The organism is Bacillus sp. FSL R7-0646 (genome assembly GCF_037969865.1).
Classification (GTDB): Bacteria; Bacillota; Bacilli; order Bacillales; family Bacillaceae; genus Bacillus; species Bacillus licheniformis.
In genome coordinates, this window is the sequence record NZ_CP150217.1 from 3,801,273 (window position 1) to 3,825,162 (window position 23,890).

26 protein-coding genes are annotated in these 23,890 nt (G+C 47.5%); 8 read left to right on the top strand and 18 right to left on the bottom strand.

The features are described 5' to 3' along the window. Positions 1–47: 47 nt before the first annotated feature. Both MKY62_RS19775 and MKY62_RS19780 read right to left on the bottom strand, forming a co-directional pair. Complete coding sequence (locus MKY62_RS19775; RefSeq protein WP_003186085.1) at positions 48–563, bottom strand: YwhD family protein; 516 nt, start codon at positions 561–563, stop codon at positions 48–50. A gap of 12 nt (positions 564–575) precedes the next feature. Then, complete coding sequence (locus tag MKY62_RS19780) at positions 576–1,259, bottom strand: site-2 protease family protein (RefSeq protein ID WP_009329798.1); 684 nt, start codon at positions 1,257–1,259, stop codon at positions 576–578. 86 nt (positions 1,260–1,345) lie between these two features. On the opposite strand from MKY62_RS19780, the gene MKY62_RS19785 reads away from it, so the two are divergent. After that, positions 1,346–1,531, top strand: coding sequence for a 2-hydroxymuconate tautomerase (locus MKY62_RS19785; protein WP_003186089.1), 186 nt, complete (start codon positions 1,346–1,348; stop codon positions 1,529–1,531). 43 nt (positions 1,532–1,574) lie between these two features. Here MKY62_RS19785 and MKY62_RS19790 read toward each other — a convergent pair whose 3' ends face one another. The 4 genes from MKY62_RS19790 to MKY62_RS19805 all read right to left on the bottom strand — a co-directional run bounded on the left by MKY62_RS19790 (position 1,575) and on the right by MKY62_RS19805 (position 4,863). Next, entirely contained in the window at positions 1,575–2,381 is an 807-nt protein-coding gene (locus tag MKY62_RS19790; RefSeq protein WP_003186091.1) for a zinc-dependent metalloprotease, read from the bottom strand. Positions 2,382–2,567: 186 nt separating this feature from the next. After that, positions 2,568–3,071, bottom strand: coding sequence for a YwgA family protein (locus MKY62_RS19795; RefSeq protein ID WP_003186093.1), 504 nt, complete (start codon positions 3,069–3,071; stop codon positions 2,568–2,570). Positions 3,072–3,101: 30 nt separating this feature from the next. Continuing rightward, positions 3,102–4,400 (bottom strand): HD domain-containing protein, encoded by a 1,299-nt coding sequence (locus MKY62_RS19800; protein WP_011198398.1) that lies wholly within the window; start codon positions 4,398–4,400, stop codon positions 3,102–3,104. Positions 4,401–4,638: 238 nt separating this feature from the next. After that, positions 4,639–4,863 (bottom strand): DUF1450 domain-containing protein, encoded by a 225-nt coding sequence (locus MKY62_RS19805; protein WP_003186096.1) that lies wholly within the window; start codon positions 4,861–4,863, stop codon positions 4,639–4,641. Between the two features lie 219 nt (positions 4,864–5,082). On the opposite strand from MKY62_RS19805, the gene MKY62_RS19810 reads away from it, so the two are divergent. Together MKY62_RS19810 and MKY62_RS19815 are read left to right on the top strand one after the other, a co-directional pair. Further along, complete coding sequence (locus MKY62_RS19810) at positions 5,083–5,871, top strand: RsfA family transcriptional regulator (RefSeq protein WP_025805379.1); 789 nt, start codon at positions 5,083–5,085, stop codon at positions 5,869–5,871. Positions 5,872–6,054: 183 nt separating this feature from the next. Further along, positions 6,055–6,384 (top strand): YjdJ family protein, encoded by a 330-nt coding sequence (locus MKY62_RS19815; protein ID WP_003186099.1) that lies wholly within the window; start codon positions 6,055–6,057, stop codon positions 6,382–6,384. 154 nt (positions 6,385–6,538) lie between these two features. On the opposite strand, the gene MKY62_RS19820 is transcribed toward MKY62_RS19815, so the two are convergent. The 7 genes from MKY62_RS19820 to MKY62_RS19850 all read right to left on the bottom strand — a co-directional run bounded on the left by MKY62_RS19820 (position 6,539) and on the right by MKY62_RS19850 (position 13,481). Then, positions 6,539–7,384, bottom strand: coding sequence for a biotin/lipoate A/B protein ligase family protein (locus tag MKY62_RS19820; RefSeq protein ID WP_003186102.1), 846 nt, complete (start codon positions 7,382–7,384; stop codon positions 6,539–6,541). A gap of 101 nt (positions 7,385–7,485) precedes the next feature. Beyond that, a complete protein-coding gene (gene pobA, locus MKY62_RS19825) occupies positions 7,486–8,691 on the bottom strand; it encodes a 4-hydroxybenzoate 3-monooxygenase (RefSeq protein WP_003186104.1) in 1,206 nt (401 codons plus the stop codon). Positions 8,692–8,706: 15 nt separating this feature from the next. Beyond that, positions 8,707–10,083, bottom strand: coding sequence for an MFS transporter (locus MKY62_RS19830; protein WP_016886295.1), 1,377 nt, complete (start codon positions 10,081–10,083; stop codon positions 8,707–8,709). A gap of 38 nt (positions 10,084–10,121) precedes the next feature. Then, positions 10,122–10,973, bottom strand: coding sequence for an extradiol ring-cleavage dioxygenase (locus MKY62_RS19835; protein ID WP_003186107.1), 852 nt, complete (start codon positions 10,971–10,973; stop codon positions 10,122–10,124). A 23-nt stretch (positions 10,974–10,996) separates the two neighbouring features. Continuing rightward, on the bottom strand, positions 10,997–11,188 hold the full coding sequence (locus tag MKY62_RS19840; RefSeq protein ID WP_003186109.1) for a 4-oxalocrotonate tautomerase: 192 nt from the start codon (positions 11,186–11,188) through the stop codon (positions 10,997–10,999). 17 nt (positions 11,189–11,205) lie between these two features. Continuing rightward, complete coding sequence (locus MKY62_RS19845; protein ID WP_003186110.1) at positions 11,206–11,991, bottom strand: fumarylacetoacetate hydrolase family protein; 786 nt, start codon at positions 11,989–11,991, stop codon at positions 11,206–11,208. A 14-nt stretch (positions 11,992–12,005) separates the two neighbouring features. After that, positions 12,006–13,481: an aldehyde dehydrogenase gene (locus MKY62_RS19850; protein ID WP_016886296.1), complete on the bottom strand. Its 1,476-nt coding sequence runs from the start codon at positions 13,479–13,481 to the stop codon at positions 12,006–12,008. A gap of 201 nt (positions 13,482–13,682) precedes the next feature. On the opposite strand from MKY62_RS19850, the gene MKY62_RS19855 reads away from it, so the two are divergent. Next, positions 13,683–14,462, top strand: a complete 780-nt coding sequence (locus MKY62_RS19855; protein ID WP_003186114.1) for an IclR family transcriptional regulator — start codon at positions 13,683–13,685, stop codon at positions 14,460–14,462. Positions 14,463–14,480: 18 nt separating this feature from the next. Beyond that, a complete protein-coding gene (locus MKY62_RS19860; protein WP_003186115.1) occupies positions 14,481–15,431 on the top strand; it encodes an amidohydrolase family protein in 951 nt (316 codons plus the stop codon). A 43-nt stretch (positions 15,432–15,474) separates the two neighbouring features. Here MKY62_RS19860 and pta read toward each other — a convergent pair whose 3' ends face one another. Next, positions 15,475–16,446, bottom strand: coding sequence for a phosphate acetyltransferase (pta, locus tag MKY62_RS19865; RefSeq protein WP_003186117.1), 972 nt, complete (start codon positions 16,444–16,446; stop codon positions 15,475–15,477). 289 nt (positions 16,447–16,735) lie between these two features. Here pta and hemQ point away from each other — a divergent pair, with 289 nt between their 5' ends. Continuing rightward, the gene (gene hemQ / locus MKY62_RS19870) at positions 16,736–17,500 is read left to right on the top strand and encodes a hydrogen peroxide-dependent heme synthase (RefSeq protein ID WP_003186119.1); all 765 of its coding nucleotides are present in this window, start codon (positions 16,736–16,738) and stop codon (positions 17,498–17,500) included. A gap of 48 nt (positions 17,501–17,548) precedes the next feature. Here the strand turns inward: hemQ and bslA are convergent, their stop codons facing one another. After that, complete coding sequence (gene bslA, locus MKY62_RS19875; RefSeq protein ID WP_011198400.1) at positions 17,549–18,088, bottom strand: biofilm surface layer hydrophobin BslA; 540 nt, start codon at positions 18,086–18,088, stop codon at positions 17,549–17,551. A 419-nt stretch (positions 18,089–18,507) separates the two neighbouring features. Between bslA and MKY62_RS19880 the strand changes: the two genes are divergently transcribed. Both MKY62_RS19880 and gerQ read left to right on the top strand, forming a co-directional pair. Continuing rightward, positions 18,508–19,854: a TrkH family potassium uptake protein gene (locus MKY62_RS19880; RefSeq protein ID WP_003186125.1), complete on the top strand. Its 1,347-nt coding sequence runs from the start codon at positions 18,508–18,510 to the stop codon at positions 19,852–19,854. Positions 19,855–20,090: 236 nt separating this feature from the next. Continuing rightward, positions 20,091–20,618 carry a spore coat protein GerQ gene (gene gerQ, locus MKY62_RS19885; RefSeq protein WP_003186127.1) on the top strand — a complete coding sequence of 176 codons (528 nt, stop codon included), beginning with the start codon at positions 20,091–20,093 and terminating at the stop codon, positions 20,616–20,618. A 40-nt stretch (positions 20,619–20,658) separates the two neighbouring features. On the opposite strand, the gene MKY62_RS19890 is transcribed toward gerQ, so the two are convergent. From MKY62_RS19890 to MKY62_RS19900, 3 genes are read right to left on the bottom strand one after another with little or no spacing between them, the layout of a single operon-like run. Then, positions 20,659–21,804, bottom strand: a complete 1,146-nt coding sequence (locus tag MKY62_RS19890; RefSeq protein ID WP_003186129.1) for an ABC transporter permease — start codon at positions 21,802–21,804, stop codon at positions 20,659–20,661. A gap of 1 nt (position 21,805) precedes the next feature. Beyond that, positions 21,806–22,927 carry an ABC transporter permease gene (locus MKY62_RS19895; RefSeq protein ID WP_003186131.1) on the bottom strand — a complete coding sequence of 374 codons (1,122 nt, stop codon included), beginning with the start codon at positions 22,925–22,927 and terminating at the stop codon, positions 21,806–21,808. Between the two features lie 16 nt (positions 22,928–22,943). Continuing rightward, the gene (locus MKY62_RS19900) at positions 22,944–23,879 is read right to left on the bottom strand and encodes an ABC transporter ATP-binding protein (protein WP_003186132.1); all 936 of its coding nucleotides are present in this window, start codon (positions 23,877–23,879) and stop codon (positions 22,944–22,946) included. Between the last annotated feature and the right edge of the window lie 11 nt (positions 23,880–23,890).

Consider the following 23,890-nt stretch of genomic DNA (forward strand, 5'->3'; position numbering starts at 1 on the left):
GGGATAGACGAACCCCCCGGACTTCATGGCAGTCCGGGGGGTTTTTCCTATTGCTGGAGCAGTCCCTTTTTCAGCTCGTCTGATGAACGGTCCCAAAGCCCTTGATCATGGTTTTTCAGAAAATCGGCAAGAACGCGCTTAGAACCTTCATCCATATGCTCGACGATAATCTTCCGCTTCATCGACTTATCCATTAAATTGACGTGCTCCGGAAGCGATTTGTAGCCGCGGCGGATGCTTCTGTCGACCGTCATTTCGCATGCCGTCACACCCGCATAATAAGGGCCTTCTTCCCTGCGGTCGATCGTAACCCACACAAGCCAGTAAGGTTTTCCGTTCGGCACCTCTTCTTTGTTCGGCAAAAATTTGATTCCTTTTTCAACCGTGCTGCGGGCGTGCATGGCGCCGATATCCACAAACGCTTCTTTCTCTTCAACATCGACAATGACAGGCGAGATGTTGTCAAGGCTTAATGCGCCTGCTCCAAATCCCCCGTGTCCGTCTGTCGGATCGCTTTTAATAATGTTGAATCCGATTGTTTTTTTCTTTTTTCCTTGTTCCATCAAAAATACCTCCTACATCAGCGGCCGGAAAACGCTGTTAAATATCGATATGATCAATTCCCGCCCGTCATTCAAAAACGGCCAGAATACATATTGGCCAAGCGGTGTAATGACGATAATCAGAAAGACGATCGAGCCGTACGCCTCATATTTCGACAGCTTCGCCCGCACTTCGGGGGCGACCACATCCTGTATAACCCGAAAACCGTCAAGAGGCGGGAACGGCATTAAATTAAACAGAAATAAAAGCAGGTTGAGATTCACCCAAATCGTAAAAAATTGAAGCAAACCGCTGTAAAAACCGGCAGGCAGCGTCCCGGACAGCTTCACGGACAAAAGCAGCAATATAAAACCGATGAAAGCAAGGATCAGATTGCTGATCGGTCCGGCGATTGACACGAGAAATCCGGCCAGCCTCGGGTTTTTAAAATAAAAGCGGTTAACGGGCACCGGCTTTGCCCAGCCGAATCCCAATATAAAGATCAAAATCGTTCCAAACGGATCAAGATGCTTAAGCGGGTTGAGCGTCAGCCTGCCCTGCCGTTTGGCCGTCTCATCGCCGAATTTGTAAGCCACATACGCATGGGCGACCTCATGCACAGTGAATGCGGCAGCAAGTGTCAAAACAACATACGGAATCATTTCCAGCGGATAAATAAGAAAACGGTCTAAAATGTGGCTTTCCCTCTTTCTCATATACAAAGATTTACTATCTCCAGTATACTATAAGAGAACCTGATGCTAAAGTGAGCAGCCATTTTTTAAAAGGAGGAGGAGAACATATGCCATACGTAACTGTTCAAATGCTGGAAGGCCGCACAGATGAACAAAAAAGAAATCTCGTTAAAAAAGTGACCGAAGCCGTCTCCGAAACAACAGGCGCACCTGCAGAAAAAATCGCGGTCATCATTGAGGAAATGAAAAAGGAAAACTACGGTGTCGCCGGCAAACGAATGAGCGATATGTAAAAGAAAACGGCGTTCGCCGCTTACGCGCGGGACGCCGTTTTTATTATTTATACCAAGCTTTGTTTTTAGTGATCTGGCTATTGTGAGCTGAATCCCAAACATCGACCGTGTATGCGTAGTCGTAGTTCATAATGCAGCGGATTCCGCTTCCTTGCGCATCGTGGTTCAAGCCGAAGTTATGGGAAAATTCGTGGGTTGCAGCTTTTGCCGTGTTGGCCGTTCCCTGGTCGAGGTTTACGCTGAAGGCGCTGCCGTTCGGCTTGCTGTTGTATACGTATGCGATGCCGCCGGCGTCAAAATTACTGTTCGCCGTAAATCCGACGACGAATTTATAGCTGCGCCCGCTGAAATTGCTCTGAAGGTTTGATAGAATTTGAGAGCTGTTGCTGCCTGAAGAGGTCCAAGGCGCCACAGCTTCGACGACAAAATCAACATCGTGATCCCTGTTGAACATGACATCCGCCTGCTCAATAATTTGGACGATTCTTGTCTGCCAATCGCTGTATTTCGCCCGATACTGAGCGTCAGCCACGGCAAGGACGCTCACTTTCTGGCTTCCCGTGCCTGCCTGGGTTGAAAACGACCCTTTGCCCGTATTCTTTTTAAACGTTTTCGTTCCCGTCACATTTCCTTTCTCATCCAGTATTTTCGTATTGACCGTTCTTTCAATTTGAACTTTTCCTTTCAAGTCTTTAAAATCTTTCGCTTTAGGCAAAGAATCAATATAAGTTCCTCTTGCTTCATGATCGTGCTCGTGCTCATGCCCGCCCGTCTTGGCGGCACCGGCCGTCACACCGGGAATGAGACTGACGGAAAGTAATAGAGATAAGAATAAAGAACGTTTCTTCACTGCAAAACCCCTCCTTATTTTTTGAACGAATGAAAAATTCTGCTAGTTATCAAAAAATTCCTTCAATTCATCCAAAAAGAGGAAATATTACATACGTTCTTTTCACTGCTTCTTTCAATTTCCCTACAAAAATTCCAAAACGCAGACAAAAAAACAAACCAAAAAACCTACCGTTTTTCGGCAGGCTTATGAACAAAGATTTCTGAGCTTTTTTATGTAAGCGACGGCTTCATCGAATTCTTCGTCCGTATACCGCTGTTTGCTTTTTACGGTAAACACTTTTTCTCTAATCTCTTCCTGCTCCAGCCCCTCAAAATACAAAATCGTCGACACCAGTTCCAAAAAACGCGATGACTGGCCGTTTACGTCGTCTAAATAGGCTTTAATATCCCGCATATCCAGCTCACACTGGCTCAAAAACTGCTTTCCCGCTTCAGTGGGTGAATAGCGGTATTGATAATAGCCGCCCTTTTTTTCTTTGACTTCATGGAGAAATCCGAGATTGCAAAGTTCTTCGACTTGAAGCGTCAGCTCCTCTGAATAAGGCCCGTAAAAATGAAAATCATACTTTTCATAAAAAGGAAGCTCCAATTTCTTTGCGATATAAATGATTTTCTGCAGCTTTTTCCGCCCGACAATCTCCCCCGAATCCGAGAAGACCTTCATCAGCTTTGCATGTTCTTTTAACAAATCTCCGCCATCTCCTTCATCCTTTTCTTTCTATTTCAGTCCGAGCAATTCTTTCATTCTTTTCGCATGACGGCCGTCAGGCAACCCTTCGATTAAATCGAGCGGGAAATACAGCTTATGGTCCGTTCTCCGCTTGCCTGATATCGCATCGACAATATCGGACTGCCGCGACAGCTCCTTAATCTGGCCGTTGTGCGTCAGCAATTGAATCGGGAGGCGTTCCTCTTCTTCCCCCGGTCTGTAGAAATCATAAGGAAGATCTGAGGACGAATCCACCACAAGATAATATTCGGGATCAATCCCTGATTCTTTAAACAAGTTGGTCAGTTCAAAGTAAGTCGCCATTTCCTCATTCGGATTGAATTCCGCATACTGGAACAGCCTGCGGTTGATAAAACGGCGGCATAAATCAGACAAAATTTCGTCCTCTTCTTTTTCCCAGGCCTGAAAATAATAAAGAATGATTGATTCATCAAGACTTAAATAATCTTCCAATGTGACATTGCCTTCAAAAATAGAATAAAAATGCACTGGCGCATGCGTGAAAACATAGCCTTCCTCATGAAGCTGCTTTGCACGGTGAAGAATCTTCGTCAAAATCACTTCCGCACTTCTTGTCACAGGATGGAAGTAGACCTGCCAGTACATCTGGTACCGGCTCATAATATAGTCCTCAACAGCATGCATTCCGCTTTGCTTAATGACGATTTGGTCTTCGCGCGGCCGCATGACGCGGAGAATCCGCTCCATATCAAAATGACCGTAGCTGACGCCGGTGTAATAGGCGTCCCTCTGAAGGTAGTCCATGCGGTCAGCGTCAATCTGGCTTGAGATCAGGCTGACGACCTGCTTATTTTGATAGGTTTTCGCGATGACTTCAGCGACATCCTTTGCAAATGTCGGACTTACCTTGTTTAATACTCGGTTAACTTCTGTATCGCCTAAAATGATCGCTCTCGTAAAGTCTTCATGATCAAGCCGGAAGACCTTTTCAAACGAATGGGAAAACGGGCCGTGCCCCAAATCGTGCAGCAATGCGGCGCAAAGGCACAGATCGCGCTCGCTGTCATCCCATTCCTCCCTGCCTTTAAAAACGTCATCAACCATTCTTCTGACAATTTCATAGACGCCGAGAGAATGGTTGAAACGGCTGTGTTCGGCTCCGTGAAACGTCAAATAGGTCGTCCCAAGCTGTTTGATTCTGCGCAGCCTCTGAAATTCGCGGGTTCCGATCAAGTCCCATATCAGCTTGTCCCGTACGTGGACATAGCGGTGAACAGGATCTTTAAACACTTTTTCTTCTGATAATTTTCCGTTTGGATACGCCATTTTTGTCCCTCTTTTTTTCAAACGTGAGGCAAACTGATCGCTGCCCATCCGTCTCTTTTTCTTCGGAAAACTAAATGTATATTGTAAGTATTGCCCGATCTGCTTGTTTTCTTTAAGGTCTGCTTCTATTATATCGAGTCTGTTTTTTGAAAACATCCTTGAATTTACCCGGCCATTTGTTCCAGCCTGCCAAAAAGCCGTCAAACAAGCAAAAACGCCTGACCCGTTAGGGAGGCGGTTATTTTTTGAGTTTCTTTTTCACTTTTTCGATCAGCTCGTCTTCATCAGGAGCTGACAGCGGACGATTATTGACAAACGCAAACGATTTTTTTCGTCCCGGCCCGCAGTAAGACTGGCAGCCGATTTCCACTTTTGCATCCGGATCAATTTCTTTCAGACGGGGCAAAAGCGTCTTTAAATTGGTGGCCTGGCAATCGTCGCATACTCGAAATTCATTAGCCATTTCATACGCTTCCTTTCGTTTTGTTCATCTGTCTTTATGAAAGGCATTCAACTGTGCCGAACTTTTATAAAAAATGACACCATCCTTCATTTTACAAGGATTCTTTCATTCCTGCAAGGATCGCGCTAAAAAAATCAGTTCCTATTCTTTTAGCAAACTTGTATAAATATTTTCCAAAATGGACAATCTAATACCAATACTGACAATGGGAGTTGAGAAGTGATGAAACAAAGACAAGACGCTTGGTCTGAGGAAAATGATTTACTGCTTGCTGAAACGGTATTGCGGCATGTCAGGGAAGGGAGCACACAGCTGAACGCCTTCGAGGAAGTCGGAGACAGACTGAACAGGACATCAGCCGCCTGCGGTTTTAGATGGAACGCAGTTGTCCGCCACCAATACGAAAAAGCATTGCAGCTGGCTAAAAAACAGAGGAAGCAAAGAATGCGCGCCCTCGGAAACGGACAGCCGGCGAAAAAACGCTTATTATACAAGCCGCCGGTCGAAACGAATGCTGAACCTCCTGCAGAAAGCGTTGTTGAGCAGAAGAAAGCAACCGCAGATTCAAGCGAACAGCAGCCGATCGCCAGCGAGCATCTGCCTTATGTTGATGAGAGCTTTAAAGAAGAGTTAGCTAGTTTATCTCACCTTCTATCGCCAAATCAGCCGCAGGCCGGCCATACAGCCGATACATCGAAAGACATGACGATCGATGATGTGATCCGCTTCCTGCAAAACTATACAGGAAACGAAGAACAAACTGCCGCTTTAAAAATGGAAAATGAACGCTTAAAACAGGAAAACGAAGAACTGACGAAGAAAGTTGAAAAGCTTGAAGCGGAAGTCAAAAAGCTGGAAAAAGACCAGACAACCATCCAGGAAGACTACGAAACGCTCGTAAAAATTATGAACCGTGCAAGAAAACTAGTTTTATTCGAAGAAGACGAACACGCTGCGCCCGCCTTCAAAATGGACCGGAACGGCAATTTAGAAAAAATGGCTGAATAGCGCTGCTCTCAGAGGGTGCGGCAGAGACGTTCAGGCAGCAAGGACTGACAATGCATACAAACATTTTTCGATACGAGGATACCCCTTTCTTTAAAAAAGGGGGTATTTTTACCTTTCTGCGGCTTGCTTTCATATGACAAAAATTTCATAATAGGGATAGCAATTCATAAGGCGGGGTATTCGATGAAGTTTGTTTTATATGCGGTTCAGTTCGGCACTGCGGCCCTTTTGTTTTTGTTTTCTGCATTGGCAAGCTGGTATCAAGGCAGCGAGCTTTTAAAGGTGCCGTGGGAGTGGAAATATACAGCCAAGTTTACAAGTTGGCTGTACGGAGAGGACTCCATTAAAAACGCACATAATATTTCACAGCTTGATTTTTTCGTCTATGCGGCCAAGCATACGCCGGCAACCGTTATTTTAATGGCCGTCAGTTTGGCGTATATCATCGCTTTGGCGGCTTATCTTCTCATCAAAACATATGTAAAACGAAAAAGCGCTTCGAGCGCAGCATAAAAAAACCGCTCCGGAAGCGGTGAGGTGTGGCAAAATCCTAAAACGTTCAACCGTTTTAGGATTTTGCCGTCTTTGAAGCATTTTACAGCCCGCTGGTTTTTCACCGCTTTAAGCATGCCTGACAACGAATATAAAGGCGGCGGAGGCTCTTCTTCTATCCAAAAACCTTTTCATTCCGTTCAATCATGCGGACAAGGTTTTTCTCATACACTTCCTCTTCTGCGGGCGTGAGAGGGCCTTGATAAATCTCCCCGCCCAGCTCTTTCAGCTGTGTCAGAAGCAAGAGCATCAAGTTCTGCACCGAAATGTCTTCATTGAGAAGCTCAGAAAGCGAAGCCATCGTTTCCGGGCGAATATCGGGATAAACGGCTTTTGTTTTCCCGCGCATGTCTTTCAAGGCGGTGTCGTAAAAGCGTTTGATCAGCTCAGCGCGCCCGCTTCCGCTTTGATCAGCGCACAAATAAATTTGAACAGCCACTCCGCCTCTCAGGCGCCTCTGGGAAATTCCCGCAAATTTCCTTCCCCCGATGCTCAAATCAAAGCTTCCTGGACAGTAGGAGCCTTTGATTTCATAGGCTTCGATTGCTGCGTCATAGGATGACAGCATTCGCTTAACGAGCTCAAACATCGCTTCATAGCCTCTGTCGATATCAATTCCGTTTTTCTTATCCTGAAAAATCAGGGAAACGTTTAAAACCCCGCTGTCCAAAACGACGGCCAGTCCGCCGGAATTGCGGACGATGGCTTGATAGCCCGCTTCTTCAAGCAATGAAATCCCTTCTTGTAAATAAGGGAGCCTTGTATCCTGGATTCCTAGCACAATCGTGTCATGGTGCACCCAGGAACGCGCGGTCGCCGGAGATAAACCTTTCCCGACAGAAGCGCACAGCGTATCATCTATCGCAAATGATTGTTTTGCATCAAAATATGGGCCGAGACTGGATTGGTCAATGATTCTCCATTTCGGCTGGATAAGTAGATCAATCGGTTGCTTTGCCATATATAGTGTAAACCCTTTCGTTTTGCATTTCAGCCAACATCCATTATACCATTTACGAAAACATGTGGTGGAAATTTTCTTATCTCCGGCGCTTCCTTCATTCAAGTGACGCTTAAAGACGGTTCTCCGAATTCAAGCGGCAGCCCGACGTAATTCTCGGCAAGACTTTGAGCGGCCGCCGTTGAAGTCGTAACGTGGTCAAGTTCAGCCAATTGAATCTGGTAGTCAAAAGGGGTGTAGCCGTGATGGCGATGCAGCAGGGATGTCATATACCAGGAAAAGCGTTCAGCTTTCCAGACGCGGCGGAGGCAAGACTCAGAATAGCCGGCCAGCCGTTCGATTCTTCCGGTTTCGTAATAGTCTTCGAGCGCCCATGCAAGCCGCTGGACATCCGCCATCGCAAGGTTCAGGCCTTTCGCACCTGTCGGGGGTACAATATGCGCGGCATCCCCCGCTAAATAGAGTCTGCCGTATTGCATTGGATCGCATATAAAGCTTCTCATCGAGACAATGTTTTTTTGAATGATCGGGCCTTCAGTCAGCTTCCATCCGTCATCGGCCGACAGCCTTAGGTGAAGCTTCTCCCATATCCTTTCGTCCGGCCAGTTCCCGACTGAATCTGCAGGACTGACTTGCAGGTAAAGCCGCTGGATTTCCGGTGTCCTTGTGCTGACGAGGGCAAACCCGTCTTCATGATGGGCATATACAAGTTCAGGCGAGGACGGAGGGGCTTCAGCCAATATGCCGAGCCATCCGTAAGGGTACACCTTTTCGTACTCTTTGCGGATCTCCTTCGGAATGCTTTGTCTGCTCGGCCCGTGAAAGCCGTCGCACCCTGCGATGAAATCGCAGTTCAGTTCTTCTGTATCGCCGTTTTCATTCTGATAAGTGATGACAGGCGCTTCTGTATCAATATTTGAAAGGCGGACGTCAGACACATTGAAAACGATGCGCCCTTCCGATTGCAGGCGGGCGGCGGTTAAATCTTTGATCACTTCATGCTGGGGATAGATGGCAATGTATTTCCCCCCCGTCAGCTTGTGCATATCAATTCTGTGCCGCTTGCCGCCAAAGCGAATCTCAATTCCTTGATGAAACATAGCTGTTTTCATCATCCGTTCACCGGCACCTGTTTCATTCAGCAAATCTACCGTCATCTGTTCTAGAACGCCTGCACGGACGGTCTCTTCAATCTCCTTTCGCGAGCGGGATTCGATCACGACCGCTTCGATTCCCCTGCGGTGGAGCAGGTTAGCGAGCATAAGCCCGGCAGGTCCCGCTCCGATAATTCCCACTTGTGTCCGCAAAATGGTTTCCTCCCTTTATCCATGTTTTGATGTGGCTTCTAATGTATACCCGGCGCTTTCCGACTTAGAGACAAAATCAAATGAAGCGTGTTTCTCTTGGACGAGCATGATGCCGAGTGCAGCAAAAACACTCGGGATCGCGAACACCATGAAAGCCTGCTTCGGCTCCATGCCGGAAGCAAGGATCAATGCAAACAGCGAAGGCGCAATGATCGCTCCGAGTCTGCCGACCCCGAGCGCCCAGCCGATGCCGGTCGCTCTGATTTCTTTCGGATAATACTCAGAAATATAAGGATTGGCGATATTTTGCGCTCCGACGGTGCATGCCCCGCCTAAGGCAATCAGCAAGTACAGAAGAACGGGGTTCATCGTCATTCCAAATGCTACAAAACAAAAGGCTCCGATGACATACATAGCCGCAAGCACTTTTTTATGGCCGGCTTTATCTGCCAAATATCCGCCGAATACCGCTCCTGCGGCTTGTCCGCAGCAAAGCGCCAAGTTGAATGACAAGCTTGACGACAGCCCGTAGCCTGACGCCTGCATCATTTTCGGAAGCCATGTATTTAAGCCGTAAACCATGAGAAGGCAGCTGAAAACGGAAAGCCAGAATGCGAATGTGCTGGCTGCACGTTTTTGTCCAAACAGTTTTTTTACCGGAAAGCCTTTCTTTTCTTTCGCAATCACCGAGATTTGATAATTGTCGTCTTCCCTGTAGCGTCCCGCCGGATGCACCTGATTGAGAATCTCAGCCAGCGCTTTCGTCTTTTTCTTCAAAACGTAAAATGACAGAGATTCGGGAAACCTGCTGAAAAAGAACGGGAGCACGAAGAGCGGCACGGCTCCGATCAGATAGAGCACTCTCCAGCTTGTCACGGGCACGGCGAACATGCCGACGAGGGAAGCCAGCACACCGCCTGCAGAATAGCCGCAATACATAGCGGCTACAATCACCGCTCTGTTTTTTTTCGGCGAATACTCTGTCATCAGCGAAATGGCATTCGGCATCAACCCGCCCATTCCAAGCGCAGCGAGAAACCGCATGATCGTAAACAAAAGCGGAGAATCGATCAGACCGGCTGCTGCAGTAAACAGGCTGAACAGAAAGATACAGAAGCCCAACACCTTTTTGCGGCCGTATTGATCTGCGATCGGCGAAAAAATAAGCGCGCCGAGCATCATGCCGATCAATGTATAGCTCCCGATCGCTCCGGCTTGGATGGCGGTCAGGCTCCATTCCTCCATCAGCCATGGCAGGCTGACGCCGTACATTGCAATATCATAACCGTCAAAGGCAATGGCGAAAAAACACCACAGGAAAACAGTCAGGTGCACTTTGTTAAATTTGCTGGCCGCCATGACTTCCGCTGGATGAACTGAACGATTTTTCATGTTCCCCTCCACGATTCTTATCGTATTATGAAAGCAGCTTAACGCACGGTATCTTTTTCATTGAAAGCGTGCGTGCGAGCTTTTTGTCCCGCCGGCTCGAATGCCATGACGACATTGGAGCTCCCGGAAGACTGACCGTATCCGTAAAACGTGCTTTTACATCCGTCCTCCAGCACGCCCAATAGCATTGCAATGTGGCGGCCGCCGGCTTCAAGCCCGGCGTTTTTAGCATATTGAGGCAGCATCTGCTGAGCTGATAAAAGATCGTTGTCTGTTAAGTAGGTCAAAAATTGTGCATCGAGGGCCTGTTCGGCCAATGTCGGCATACATTCCGGCCCCCTCACCAAATGATGGCTTAGCGCCCCGCTGCTGATGAACACGGTTTTCTTTCTGCTTTCTTTCAGCACTCTTCCGGCAAGCCGGCCCCACAAATGCGTTTCTTCCAGGTTCGCGGCCAATGTAACCGATAAATCGATAACCGGAATATCTCCCTTTGGAACGAGGTAGCGCAGCGGAACGACCGTCCCGTAATCCCAGCAGTAAGCTGGATCATTGACAGGAATGACGGAAAGCCCCCCTTCTCTGCCGGCTTCAGCCAATTGCAGCGCCAATTCAGTGTCCCCGGGGTAAGAATACGGAACATCGGAAATTAAATTCGGACACTCCAAAGCCGTTAAAACGCCTTGATGGTCGGGAGCTGCATCGATCAGATGGTCAAAGCTTGACGTCCAGTGACAGGAAATCAGGACAACGGCATCGGGCTCAATTCTTTCAATAATCCTGGAGAGCCTCTTCATGCCCTTGACCAGCTCTCTTTGGAAGTCAGGGGTTTTATCTTCAAAACACATCCTCGGTGTATGCGGAACAAGCGCCGCCAATTCGATTGACATGTAGATTCCTCCCATCGCCTTCTTTAAGGTCTTAATTTTGAGACCGGTGTGCCGCCTATGCCCCAGTGGCTTTTAGAAACTTCGGTGACAAGAACGCGGACGTTTTCCTTCGGAGAGTCTAGGGTGGCGCTCAACGTTTCCGTCACTTTTCGAATGACTTCCTCGACCTTTTCAGGCGGCCGGCCTTCTAATAGTTGAATATGAACAATCGGCATATCATAATCACCTCAGGTTATGGCTTGACCGAAAATGATACATCTCCCAGCCCTTCTACTTGTGCTGAAACGCGGTCGCCCGGCTGCAGCATGACAGCTCCCGTTACACCGCCCGTTAAAATGATGCTGCCAGCCGCAAGCTTTTGTTTTTTCCGGGAGAGCATGTTGGCGAGCATGGCCGCCGAATTTGCGGGATGCCCGACAACCGCTGCTCCAGTGCCCCGCTCTTTGACCTCGCCGTTTATCATTAAAGAGACTCTTGCTTCATCCAGCTTGAAATCGTCCGGCTTCTTCACTTTTTCACCTAACACCACTCTTGAAGATGACGCATTGTCCGCGATGACGTCAGGCAAAGTGAATGAGAAATTTTCATAGCGGCTGTCAATCACTTCTAGAACGGGAATCAATTCAGCAACGGCTTCAAGGACCTGCTCCTTTGTAACACCCGGTCCTTCAATATCCTCCCCCAGCACAAAAGCAATCTCTGCTTCAACCTTCGGGTGAATCAGCTCGTTCATCCGGATGCTTCCGCCGTTTGGCACGATCATATCTTCAAAAATATAACCGTAGATCGGCTCCTCGACGTTCATCTGCTTCATTTTCGCCCGGCTGGTCAGTCCCATTTTCGGACCGATGATGCTATTGCCATCCCATAATTTAAGCTGAATCAGCTCTTCTTGGATCGCATACGCCTCTTCAACGGTCAGCTCCGGGTAGTCCTTTGTGATTCTTTCAACTTCACGCTTCTCTGTTTCGGCAAGATACAAGAGTCGCGCCGTATCTTTTAATGCTGCGGTATTCATCCGCTTCCCCCCTTTTACAGCTTGATGCAAATATTGGTTAATTCGCTGAAGAATTCGAGGCTGTGAATGCCTCCTTCTCGTCCGAGTCCGCTCTGTTTCATGCCGCCAAACGGCGTCCGAAGATCGCGGAGAAACCAGCTGTTGACCCACACCATGCCCGATTCGATTTGCCCGGCTACGCGGTGCGCCCGGCGGAGGTCGTTCGTCCATAAGGTCGCGCTTAACCCGTAATGTGTGTCGTTAGCCTGTGCAATCACTTCCTCCTCATCGTCGAACGGAATCACCGTTACGACCGGACCGAAGATTTCTTCTTTGATGAGCCTGGAATTGCGTGAAAGTCCGGTGATAATCGTCGGTTCAAGAAAGCAGCCGGATTCCTGTCCTTCAGGGCGTTTTCCTCCGGTTAAAATATTGCCGCCTTCCCGTTTGGCCAATTCGATGTAGTTCATCACACGCTCTGTGTGTTCAGAAGAAATCAAGGCGCCGATATTCGTGTCCGGATCAAAAGGATCGCCGACTTTGAGCTTTTTCGTTTTCTCAACGAACTTGTTCAGAAATTCGTCATACGCTTCCCTCTCGACATAGATGCGGGAGCCGCTCATACATACTTCCCCCTGGTTGACGAAACTCGATTTCAATGAGGTGCTGACGGCTTCATCCATGTCGGCATCGGCAAAAATAATGTTCGGGTTCTTCCCTCCCAATTCAAAGGAAAGTTTCTTTAATGTTTTCGAAGCAGCTTCCATAATGGCTTTGCCGGTTGTCGTTTCTCCGGTGAAAGATATCGCATCGACATCGGGATGCTCAGAAAGCGCAGCACCGGCGGAATCTGGTCCAAATCCGTGGACGATATTAACGACTCCGTCAGGCATCCCTGCATCATGGCAGATTTCCCCGAGAAGGGTGGCTGTCATCGGCGTCAGTTCAGCCGGTTTGATAACGGCTGTATTTCCCGCCGCCAGGCAAGGCGCCAATTTCCACGTCAGCAAAAGAAGCGGCAAGTTCCACGGATTGATCAGCCCGACGACGCCGACCGGACGGCGAATCGCATAATTGATTGCAAGATCGTCAGTTTGATAAGCTTCCGTTCCGGCTCCTCTCATAAAATCCGCAAAGAAATGAAAGTTGAAAGCGGCACGTGGAATATCCAAAGTGCTTGAGAGCGAAAGCGGTTTTCCCGTATCCAATGTCTCAAGCCTCGCCAGTTCGTCTTTACGCTCAAGTATGATGTCGCCGACCTTTCTGATGATCCGAATCCTTTCGTCAGCGGTCATGTTTTTCCAGCGTCCGTTTAATGCACGCCTGGCTGCCGCGACTGCAAGATCGACCTCTTTTTTGCCTCCTTCCGCAACGCTTCCGATAATTTCCTGTGTAGCCGGATTGATGTTGTCAAACGTGCTGCCTTTCTCTGAAGGAAAGTACCTGCCGTTTATGTAGTGCTGACAGTCAAAAGGTTTTACGAGTTTTTCCGATGGAGTTTGAACATTCATATTCTGCAAACATCCTCCTTTTCAAATCCTTTCCATTAAATTAAAGGATTTTAACTGACAAGAAAACAGCAATGTTCCTCTATGCGGAACAAATCAGACATTTTTTCCGAAAATTTGATATTTTCCGCTCTTTTATTTTTTATATCGTGTTATATTATGGAATAAAAGGAAACAAAAACAAGGGAGAGAGTTGAGGAACCTATGACTGTTGAGACGAAGGACCACCAGCTGCTCGGTTCAGTAAAAAATGCGCTTCGGCTGCTTCAATCGTTTACCTTAGACACACCGGAAAAGAAACTAACCGAACTCGCCTCGTCGCTTGGCCTCGGAAAAAGCACGGTCTCGCGCCTTTTGTCTACATTGGAAAGCGAAGGGTTTGTCATGAAGGACCCGGAATCCAGAAGATACAAGCTCGGCTTATCGGTCCTGCAGTTAAACACCATTGTCAACTCCACTCTTGAAATCAACCGCGAATCCCTGCCGGTCCTCAAACGGCTGACCGATGAGACCGGCGAAACGTCGCATATCGCGATGCGCCGCGGTCTCAGCGTCGTTTATCTCAATCGGACGGAATGCCCCCGCCCGGTCGAACTTCTCTCATATATCGGGCGGCAAAACCCGATGCACTGCACAAGCTCAGGTAAGGTGCTTCTCGCCTTTGATGAAGAGGGCATATTGGACGAGTATGTGAAGGAAGGCTTGAAAAGCTGTACGAAAGAAACCATTACAGACGGGGACAAATTGAGGGAGGTGCTGAAAACCGTTAAAGAAAACGGATTTGACGTCAGTTGCGGGGAATTCATAGATGGTGTCACATCAATCTCAGCTCCCGTCAGAAACCACGCAGGTCGAGTGTTGTACGCCGTCAGTGTCGTAGGCCCTGCAAAACGCATCAAGGCCCGGCAGGCGAAAATCATTTACCAAGTGAAACAAGCGGCCCGGGATATTTCCGAAAGGATCGGGTACTGGAAACGAATATAAAAATTGGGGGAATCAGCTTTGTATGATCTTCACACGCACTTTATACCGCGCGATGTGCTGCTTTGGCTGGAAGACAATGAAAAGAGAGTCCACGCTGTCCGCGAAAAAAAGGCTGGATGCCAAGCGGAGTTTTTGACGGTCAATCACAAATGGGGCTTTGAATTAAAAGAGCTTTTCTACCAGGAGGCTTTATATTTGGAAGCCCAGCAGGAGGCCGGCGTCACACACTCATTGGTATCGCCGGTTCCCCAGCTTTTCCTTTACGATCTCGCCGAAGAAATCACGGACGAATTATCTTTTGTATACAACAAAGCGCTTGCCGAATGGGTTAAAAAATACGACGGCCGCCTCTCGGGACTCGGCACAGTCCCGCTGAACAGCCCTTCAAAGGCGAGCGAGCGCCTGAATGAAGCGATGAACAACGGGCTTAAAGGAGCGATTATCGGACCCGGCGCTTCGCAACTACTTCTCTCGGACGAAGCATTTACACCGTTTTGGGAAACGGCTGATAGAAGAAAAGCGATTATCTTTATACATCCGCTCCTTTCTGAAGATCCGCGGCTCCGCCGCAGGATGCTGCCAAACTTGATCGGCGTTCCGTGGGAAACGACGATTTGTGCCGCAGACCTTTTGTTAAGCGGGTTTACAGACCGGTTTCGCAATGTGAAAATTCTTTTGGCCCACGGAGGCGGCTTTTTGCCTTATCAGATCGGAAGACTGAACAAAGGGTATGACAAATGGGCCGGCGTTTCTTCATCGCTTTCGGCTCCGCCGCGCGAATATTTGCGGAAGTTTTGGTTTGATGGTGTGCTATGGGAGCAAGAAAGCGCGGCATATTTGAAGAAGCTTGTCGGAGAAGACCGCCTTGTTCCGGGTTCCGATTTTCCTTTCGACCTTTGTCAGTGGCCGCCTCTCGATCCCGGCCGGAAAGGAGCGGAGTCTCTGCTGAATGTAGCGATTGAAGCATAAAAAAAGGCGAACCTCTTCAGGTTCACCTTTTTCAGGAAGCCTATTACAGAGCTTGAGCCGCCGTAATCAGCGCAAGATTATAAACGTCCTCAGCGTTGCACCCTCTGGACAGGTCGTTTACAGGCATGTTCAGCCCTTGCAGAATCGGACCGACCGCTTCAAAGTTGCCGAGGCGCTGAGCGATTTTATAGCCGATATTCCCCGCTTCAAGGCTTGGGAAAACAAATACGTTTGCATCTCCTTTAATGACGGAGTCCGGCGCTTTTTTCTCAGCGACAGACGGAACGAATGCCGCGTCAAATTGGAATTCGCCGTCAAGTGTAAGCTCAGGCGCTTTTTCTTTTGCGATTGCAACCGCGTTGGCTACTTTTTCAGTTTCGTCTGATTTTGCCGAACCTTTTGTTGAAAAGCTGAGCATGGCGACACGAGGTTCGATGTCGAACATTTTCGCTGTGTTCGCACTTTCGATTGCGATTTCCGCAAGGTCCTGGCTGTCAGGCGCAATGTTGATCGCACAGTCTGCGAATACGTACTGCTCATCGCCGCGCGCCATGATAAAGACGCCTGATGTTTTCTTCACGCCTTCTTTTGTTTTAATAATTTGCAGCGCCGGGCGAACCGTATCCGCTGTTGAATGAGCCGCACCGCTGACAAGGCCGTCGGCAAGCCCTTTATAAACAAGCATCGTTCCAAAGTAGTTTTCGTCTAAAAGGATTTGGCGGGCCTGCTCTTCCGTCGCTTTGCCTTTGCGGCGTTCAACGAAAGCCTGAACAAGGTCTTCCATCCCTTCATATGTATGAGGATCGTATATGTCAACGCCATCCAGCGTTAAATTCAACCCGTTTGCTTTATCTTTGATTTCCTGCTCGTTTCCTACAAGGATCGGCTTTAACACGTTGTTTCCGGCCAATTTGTTGACAGCTGTAAGAATACGCTCGTCCAAACCTTCCGGAAATACGATTTTAACTCCTTTTCCTGCTACTTTTCCCTGCACTGTTGTAAATAGATCTGCCACTATATACCCTCCTTGAAAGTGTCACAAATACTTCATTTCTCTATTAAGCATACTCTTTTGTGATATAAATTCAATCCTTCTGTATTTTATTATAACGTTTACACTTTTTAAACGCTTTTTTTAATTAATTTAATTTCAGAAAGGCTTTAAACACTTCTATTAGTATATAACAGCCTTTCCCAGTTATACGACAGATGGTCACCTTTTGTTCAAAACTTCTAAACGGATAAAACGCGGCAAACTATGATATGATGAAGACAAGTACATACAAATTGGGAGTGATTGCAAAATGAGCGAACAGCAAAAAACGAATGAAGCCGCACAAACGCTTGACGGCTGGTATGCCCTTCACGATTTCCGGACAATGGACTGGTCCGCATGGAAAATGCTTTCAAGCGATGAGCGCCAGATCATTATCAGCGAATTTACCGGCCTTCTTGAAAAATGGGGAGCTGCCCAAAAAGAAGGAAACGGAAGCCATACGCTTTACAGCATCGTCGGCCAGAAAGCGGACTTCATGCTGATGATTTTGCGCCCTACGATGGAGGAATTAAATCAAATCGAACTCGAGTTCAATAAATCCAAACTCGCTGAATACACGATACCTGCTTATTCATACGTATCCGTTGTCGAGCTGAGCAACTATATGGGAAGCGGAGACGGGGACCCTTACGAAAATCCGCAAGTGCGGGCGCGCCTGTACCCTGAGCTCCCGGATGCCAAATATGTCTGCTTCTATCCGATGGATAAAAGAAGATCGGGCGATGACAACTGGTACATGCTGTCTATGGAAGAGAGAAGAAACTTGATGCGCAGCCACGGAATGATCGGACGCGGCTATGCGGGAAAAGTAAAACAGATTATTACCGGCTCAATCGGATTTGACGATTATGAGTGGGGTGTCACGCTCTTTTCAGATGATGTGCTTCAGTTCAAAAAGCTCGTCTATGAAATGCGCTTTGATGAAGTAAGCGCCCGCTACGGTGAATTCGGTTCGTTCTTTGTCGGCAACCGCCTTGCAAAAGAACAGCTGCCTGCATTTTTGCATGTGTAATGATAAAAAAGCTCCAAAGGCCGAGGTCTTTGGAGCTTTTTTGCCTATTTACTTGCAGTTGCACGGCTGTGTAGGCGGAGTCGCCCGTTTTTGCACTTCGATTGAAGATTCGGCATAGAAAGTCGATCCGAGCCCCAGTACTCTGTTCTCCGCCCGGAATGTATACTTTCCTGCGGCAGGCAGCGTTTTGTTGGCCAGCACCAGCTTAAACTCCGCAATGCCCAGCAGATCAATTGTAAGCGGCAGCCTTACCGTTTTTCCGTTGTTCAAAATTTGCCCTGTTGTCAGCGCTCTTCCATTCACCGTATCTTTCGTTGTGGCGGAAAATCCCGACGGCAAAGTAAATTCAACCGTTCCCAGCGCCAAGATTGAGTTAGGACGATATGTTAACTCAATATCCGAGAACGACCACTCCTGTTTGCTGGCGCCTGTTATCACCGAATACAAGGAAGCGCTCGCAGCCGGGCGGTAGACAGATTCAGTTTTTGTTGTTTGGGCGCTGGCCTGGAACGAAGGCAGGAAAATCGAAGCCATCATCACGAGACTAACCGCCAAGATTGACAATTTAGAACGATACATTCTTTTCAACACAGCAATTCCCCCAAGTCATCATTTTTTTCATATTCGTCATGACGAAAGCGTGCAAGAAAGATGTAAAATCAAGCAACGCCTTCTTTCCAAAGCGCCGGCACTTTGGTGATTTCTATTAAAAACTACCATTTTTTCTGCTTGTAGTAAATGTTTTCCATGTCATATTTTTAAAATAAATGCAAAATAATAGAATTTAACCAGGCGTTGTTCCTCTTGATTTTCTCCGCTGTGCTTTAGTAAAGGACAAAAGGCCTGCCCGCTTCCCTTCTCTTCATTCTCCTGATTTTTTGTTGACAAACGATGGATCTGGCTGTACATTATTGACATTATTGAAGCATCACGAACCGAGTTTATGATTGACATAACCTTGCTTTTTCTCCATTCATGTTTTGAATGGATGAAGAAAGGAACGAAAAATGCCTAAATTGGTTTCTTCAAATCTTGTAAAAGGTAAGATCATCAATATTAGTCCGCCGCAGACGCTGGCTCTTAGTTTCTTGATTATCATTGCGATCGGGGCTTGTTTATTGAAGCTGCCTGGCGCCTCCACTACTTATATCTCATGGGTGGATGCTTTATTTACGGCCACCTCGGCAACTACGGTAACTGGCCTTGTTGTTGTAGATACAGGGGCAGATTTTACAGTTTTCGGACAAACCGTTATTATGTGCCTGATTCAAATCGGCGGGCTCGGCTTAATGACGTTTGCCGTCCTCGTCGTCATGATGATCGGCAAAAAAATCGGCTTGCAGCAGCGGATTCTTGTTCAAGAAGCATTTAACCAGACTTCTTTAGGCGGGCTTGTCCGCTTGGTCAAGCACCTGTTTATTTTCACGATTGTCATAGAATTTGTGGCGTTTCTGATCCTTTCGATCAGATGGGTTCCTGAATATGGTTTGCAAAAAGGCTTGTTTCATAGTTTGTTTAACACGATTTCAGCCTTTAACAATGCGGGATTTTCCCTGTGGCCTGACAACTTGTCTCAATATGTCGGCGATCCGATTGTCAACCTTGTCATCACAGGCCTTTTCATTACAGGGGGAATCGGCTTTACCGTTCTGCTGGATTTATGGACAAAGCGAAACTTCCGGAAATTATCGCTGCATTCCAAGCTCATGATCGTTGGAACATTGATCATCAATACGACAGCCGCGTTGCTGATTTTCATTTTAGAATACTCGAATCCGGGTACGCTCGGCGGACTGCCTTTGGCCGACAAAATGTGGGGCGCTTACTTCCAAGGCGTGACACCGAGAACTGCCGGATTCAATACGCTTGATATCGCCCAGATGACAACGCCGTCCCTCCTGTTAATCATCGTTTTGATGTTTATCGGAGCCGGAAGTGCGTCAACGGGAAGCGGAATTAAACTGACAACGTTTATCGTTATGATCTTGGCGACGATCACCTTTTTAAGGGGGAAAAGCGAGACGGTTGTGTTCAAAAGGGCGATTAAGATGAAAACCATTTTAAGAGCTTTAGCCATCATTGTGATCAGTTTTTTATTCGTGCTTTTCGCATTATTTATATTGACGATCACAGAGAATGCCCCATTTTTGAAAATCGTCTTTGAAGTATTTTCCGCTTTCGGAACAGTCGGCCTGTCGATGGGACTGACACCTGATTTAACGGCCGCAGGCAAAGCGGTTATCATGATGATGATGTTTATCGGCCGCGTCGGGCCTCTGACTATGGCGTTTACGCTGGCCAAGCCGAAGAAGGCGCCGATCCGCCATCCTGAAGATGAAGTGATTACAGGCTAATATGCAGAAAGACCGCTCTATTCACGAGCGGTCTTTTTGTTTTTCTCTTTCCAACATGATGTGTCGTCATATTCCCTCCCGCCCGTTCATACTGTAAAAGGGATGGGAAATATTGATCTATCATCTTGAGTCAGCCCACAGCTTTTCAGCCGGATCGTCTTCATAGCAGCACTTTATCATTCCTCATGTATAGATGGTAGGCATGACTTTGACACAATGAAATGAGGAGGAACGAGATGAAATTTAAAAAAAATCAGTTTCAGCCGCTTCAGGAGCTTGAGATGCCGGATTTCCGGCAGCAAATGGGCCCCAATCCTTATCCGCAGATGGGTCAAATGTACCAGCATCAGGGACAGCAGCCTTTCACCCAAATGGGAGGGCAGCAATCGTATCAGCAGCCCGGTCCCCAGCTGACCCAGCCGCAGCCGGCAGGCGTCCAGGTCCCTCCAATGCCTTCAGGACAGCAGCCTTCACCGAGCATCCCAGGCATGCTGCCGCTTGAGCAATCCTACATTGAAAACATTTTGCGGCTCAATCGCGGAAAAGTGGCAACCGTATATATGACATTCGAAAACAATCCGGAATGGAATGCGAAAGTCTTTCGGGGAGAAATTGAAGCAGCCGGCCGCGACCACATCATTTTAAGCGACAGAAAAACGGGCACACGCTATTTGCTGCTCATGGTGTATCTTGACTATATTACGTTTGATGAGCCGATCACTTATGATTATCCGTATTCAATGGCCTCATATACACCAAGATAAAGGTTCGGTTTAACTAAGCCGAACCCTTTTTTTATAGATGTTAAGCGAAGTTTCTCACATCATTATTGCGTTTGAATTTGTAAATGACGATGAGGAAAAAGACAGCAGCGAAAGCAAACAGAATCATGATATTCAAATACAGACCTTGAAGCTGCTGTCCCTCCTGCAATTTTGCCAGCGTATCCAACACCCACCGCTGCGGAAGAAAGTCCGCGATTCGCTGTGCGAAAGACGGCATGATTTCAACCGGCCAAAAACATCCCGACAGCATGATCGTCGGCATAAAAATCAAATTTCGCAATACCCCGGATGACCTGGAGCTGTTTGCAAAGACGACTGTGATCAATGCCAGGCCGACCGCGCTCAGCGCAAAGATCAGCAGCACCGCTGCCATCTCCCAAAATGAGATGCCGGTTTCCATCCGGAAAACATATTTCACCATAATCAATGTTAAAAAGGTTTGGCATGTGATGACAGACATACTGACGGCCACATTGGACATGACGTACTGCCTTGCCGTTATCGGTGTGGTCAAAAGCCTGAAATACGTTCTGTTCTCTTTTTCCTTTACTAACAGTTCGGTCAAGCTTCCCGCTGAAAAAAGCATCGCCATCAGAAGAAAACCGACCGTCCGCTCCGTCATGTTTCTATTTTTCGCCGTGTCTTCAATCGTAGATGTTTTGACACTCGTTTCAGAATTCCGGTAATTTTTATACATTTCCTCAAAGCGCTTTTCATTCCCCTGCGCCGATTTGCCGATTGCGGCGATATTATCAATATAATGATAGACATACGATTTCACGAATCCGGTGATTTCAGCGCCTTTGACAGATGCGATTGCGATGTGAGCCGGTTCGCCGCTCTGCACGCTTTGAGAAAAGCCTTGTTCAAACGTAATGACGCAATCAAGCTCCCCTGCCGCAACTTGACTTTTCCCTTCTGCTTCACTGACCGCACTGATGTTGACATTCTCGATCCCCTTCAAAAAATCCTTAGTATCTTCGGCGATTCGTCCGCCGTCATGATTGATGATTCCGACGCGCAAATCCGTCTTTTCCATGCTTCCCTCTGTCAAAAGCGATACGAATATGCCTAGCAAGGGCAGACATACAAACAGAAAGATATTGATCTTCTTTTTAAAAGTGACATTCAGTGTGTTTTTGACAAGCCATAGCATTTCTTTCATCCTACAGCCCCTCCCTTCTCTGCAATGAGACAACGGCAATCAGCAGAAATAACAGGGATAAGCCGATGTTCAGCAAGATGGCAGGCAGCCCTGCCGCTAAATCGTCCGCAAATATGATGTTCATAATAGCTTCGTTCGTCCAGGCGAGCGGAGACAGGTCTGTGATCAAAGCTAAAACACCTTCCGCATCGTCGACAGGAAAATAAGCGCCCCCGAAAAATGCAACTAGCGGAATCAACACGTTAATGATCGCCACTGCCGCTTCCCCCGTTCTCGTCAAATAACTGACGCCGAGGCCGAGGCATACGGCAAACAATACGATGCTGAACAGCACGGCCGCTACAAGCCCAAGATGCTCTCCCCAGTACGCTTTAAATACGTATTTGCTGACTGCGACGACGGCAAAAATACACAATCCGTTTGTCACAAGATTGCCGATCAGCTTACCCGCAAAGATCTCGCCTTTATGAACCGGTGCCGCGATCAGCCGGTCGGCTGTTTTTCTAAGCCGCTCCCCCCTTATTAAATAGCTGGCGCTTAATGCACTGTAAAGCGCGATCAGAGTGGTCATGGCAACCGCATAATAATCCATGGAGCTGGGCTTTCTGTCTGAGCTGAGCGACGTCTCCTTGATATAATTGTCGCCCGGTGCGTCCCCGAGCACGGCGCCCGCTTGCTCAGGAGCAGCTTTGATGATCTCCGCTGCGGCATTGTACCGGTTTGCAAACGCGGTCAGCATTCCTTGAATAATGCTGTTTTTCATACTGTTTTTATCCATTTGGTAAAGCTTGATGCCGCTGTTTTCGATCTCAAGATAAGCATCGTAGTTCCCCTGTTTGATTTCTTGTTTTTCATCCATATCGGACAACACTTTTTTAAAATGAACGCCGGATGTTTTCGCTTCCTTTACGAATGTTTTAAAGCCTTGCGAAAACGCTCCGTCAGAATTGTCTTTATACAAAACACGAACCTCGCCGACCGCTGCTTGTTGATCGAAAGCATTCGTCAGCGCAGTGCCTAAAATCATAATCAGTACAATCGGAAATGCCAGCATAAAAAGGAACGTCCGTTTGTCCCGAAAAGCAGATACAATTTCTTTTTTCGCAATGATGAGTGTATTCAAACCTTGGACCTCCTTTCTAATCGCGCAACTGTCTTCCGGTCAAGGTCAGGAACACGGTTTCCAAATTAGGCGCTTTTTCTTCCAATGAACGAATCTCGGCCCCGTTTTTCATCAGCTTTTCAATAATCTGGTTTAAATTATTGACGCCTGCATCCGAGTTGATTTTGATCGTATTGTCTTCAAGAACGGCCGCTTCCACGCCGCTGATCGTTTTCAGTTCGCCGATATCGATATTTTCCGCAGATTTAAGAACGACTTGAATATCTTTTGTGTTGGTAATGATCGATTTCAGCTGCTCCTTCGTTCCCTCGGCGATAATTTTTCCGTGATCAACGATGGCGATCCGAGTACAGATCTCTTCAACTTCCTCCATATAATGGCTCGTGTAAATAATCGTGCATCCCATCGCATTTAACTTTTTGACGGATTCCAAAATATAATTTCTCGAATGCGGATCAATTCCAACCGTCGGTTCGTCCATGATGATCAGCTTTGGCCTGTGGGCGATCGCGCAGGCGATATTGAGCCTTCTTTTCATCCCGCCTGAAAAATTTTTCGGGAAGCTTTTATGCTTATCACTTAAACCGACGAACTGCAATGCTTCTTCAACCCGATTGTGTAAATGGGCCCCGCGCAGACCATAAAGCCCGGCAAAAAATTTCACATTTGCATATGCCGTTAAATCTTCGTAAATGGCCAGATCCTGCGGGACAATGCCGATGTTCATCTTGGCGAACTTGCGGTGTTTCGCAATGTTTTTTCCGAGAATCGTGATCTCGCCTTCATTGCTTCTCAACAAACTCGAAATCATGTGAATGGTCGTACTCTTTCCCGCCCCGTTTGCGCCGAGCAATCCAAATATTTCGCCCTCTTCGATCGAGAGTGATATATTGTCGACGGCAACGAAGTCGCCGAATTTTTTCGTCAGATGATGGATTTCCAATACATTCATGTTCTCACCTC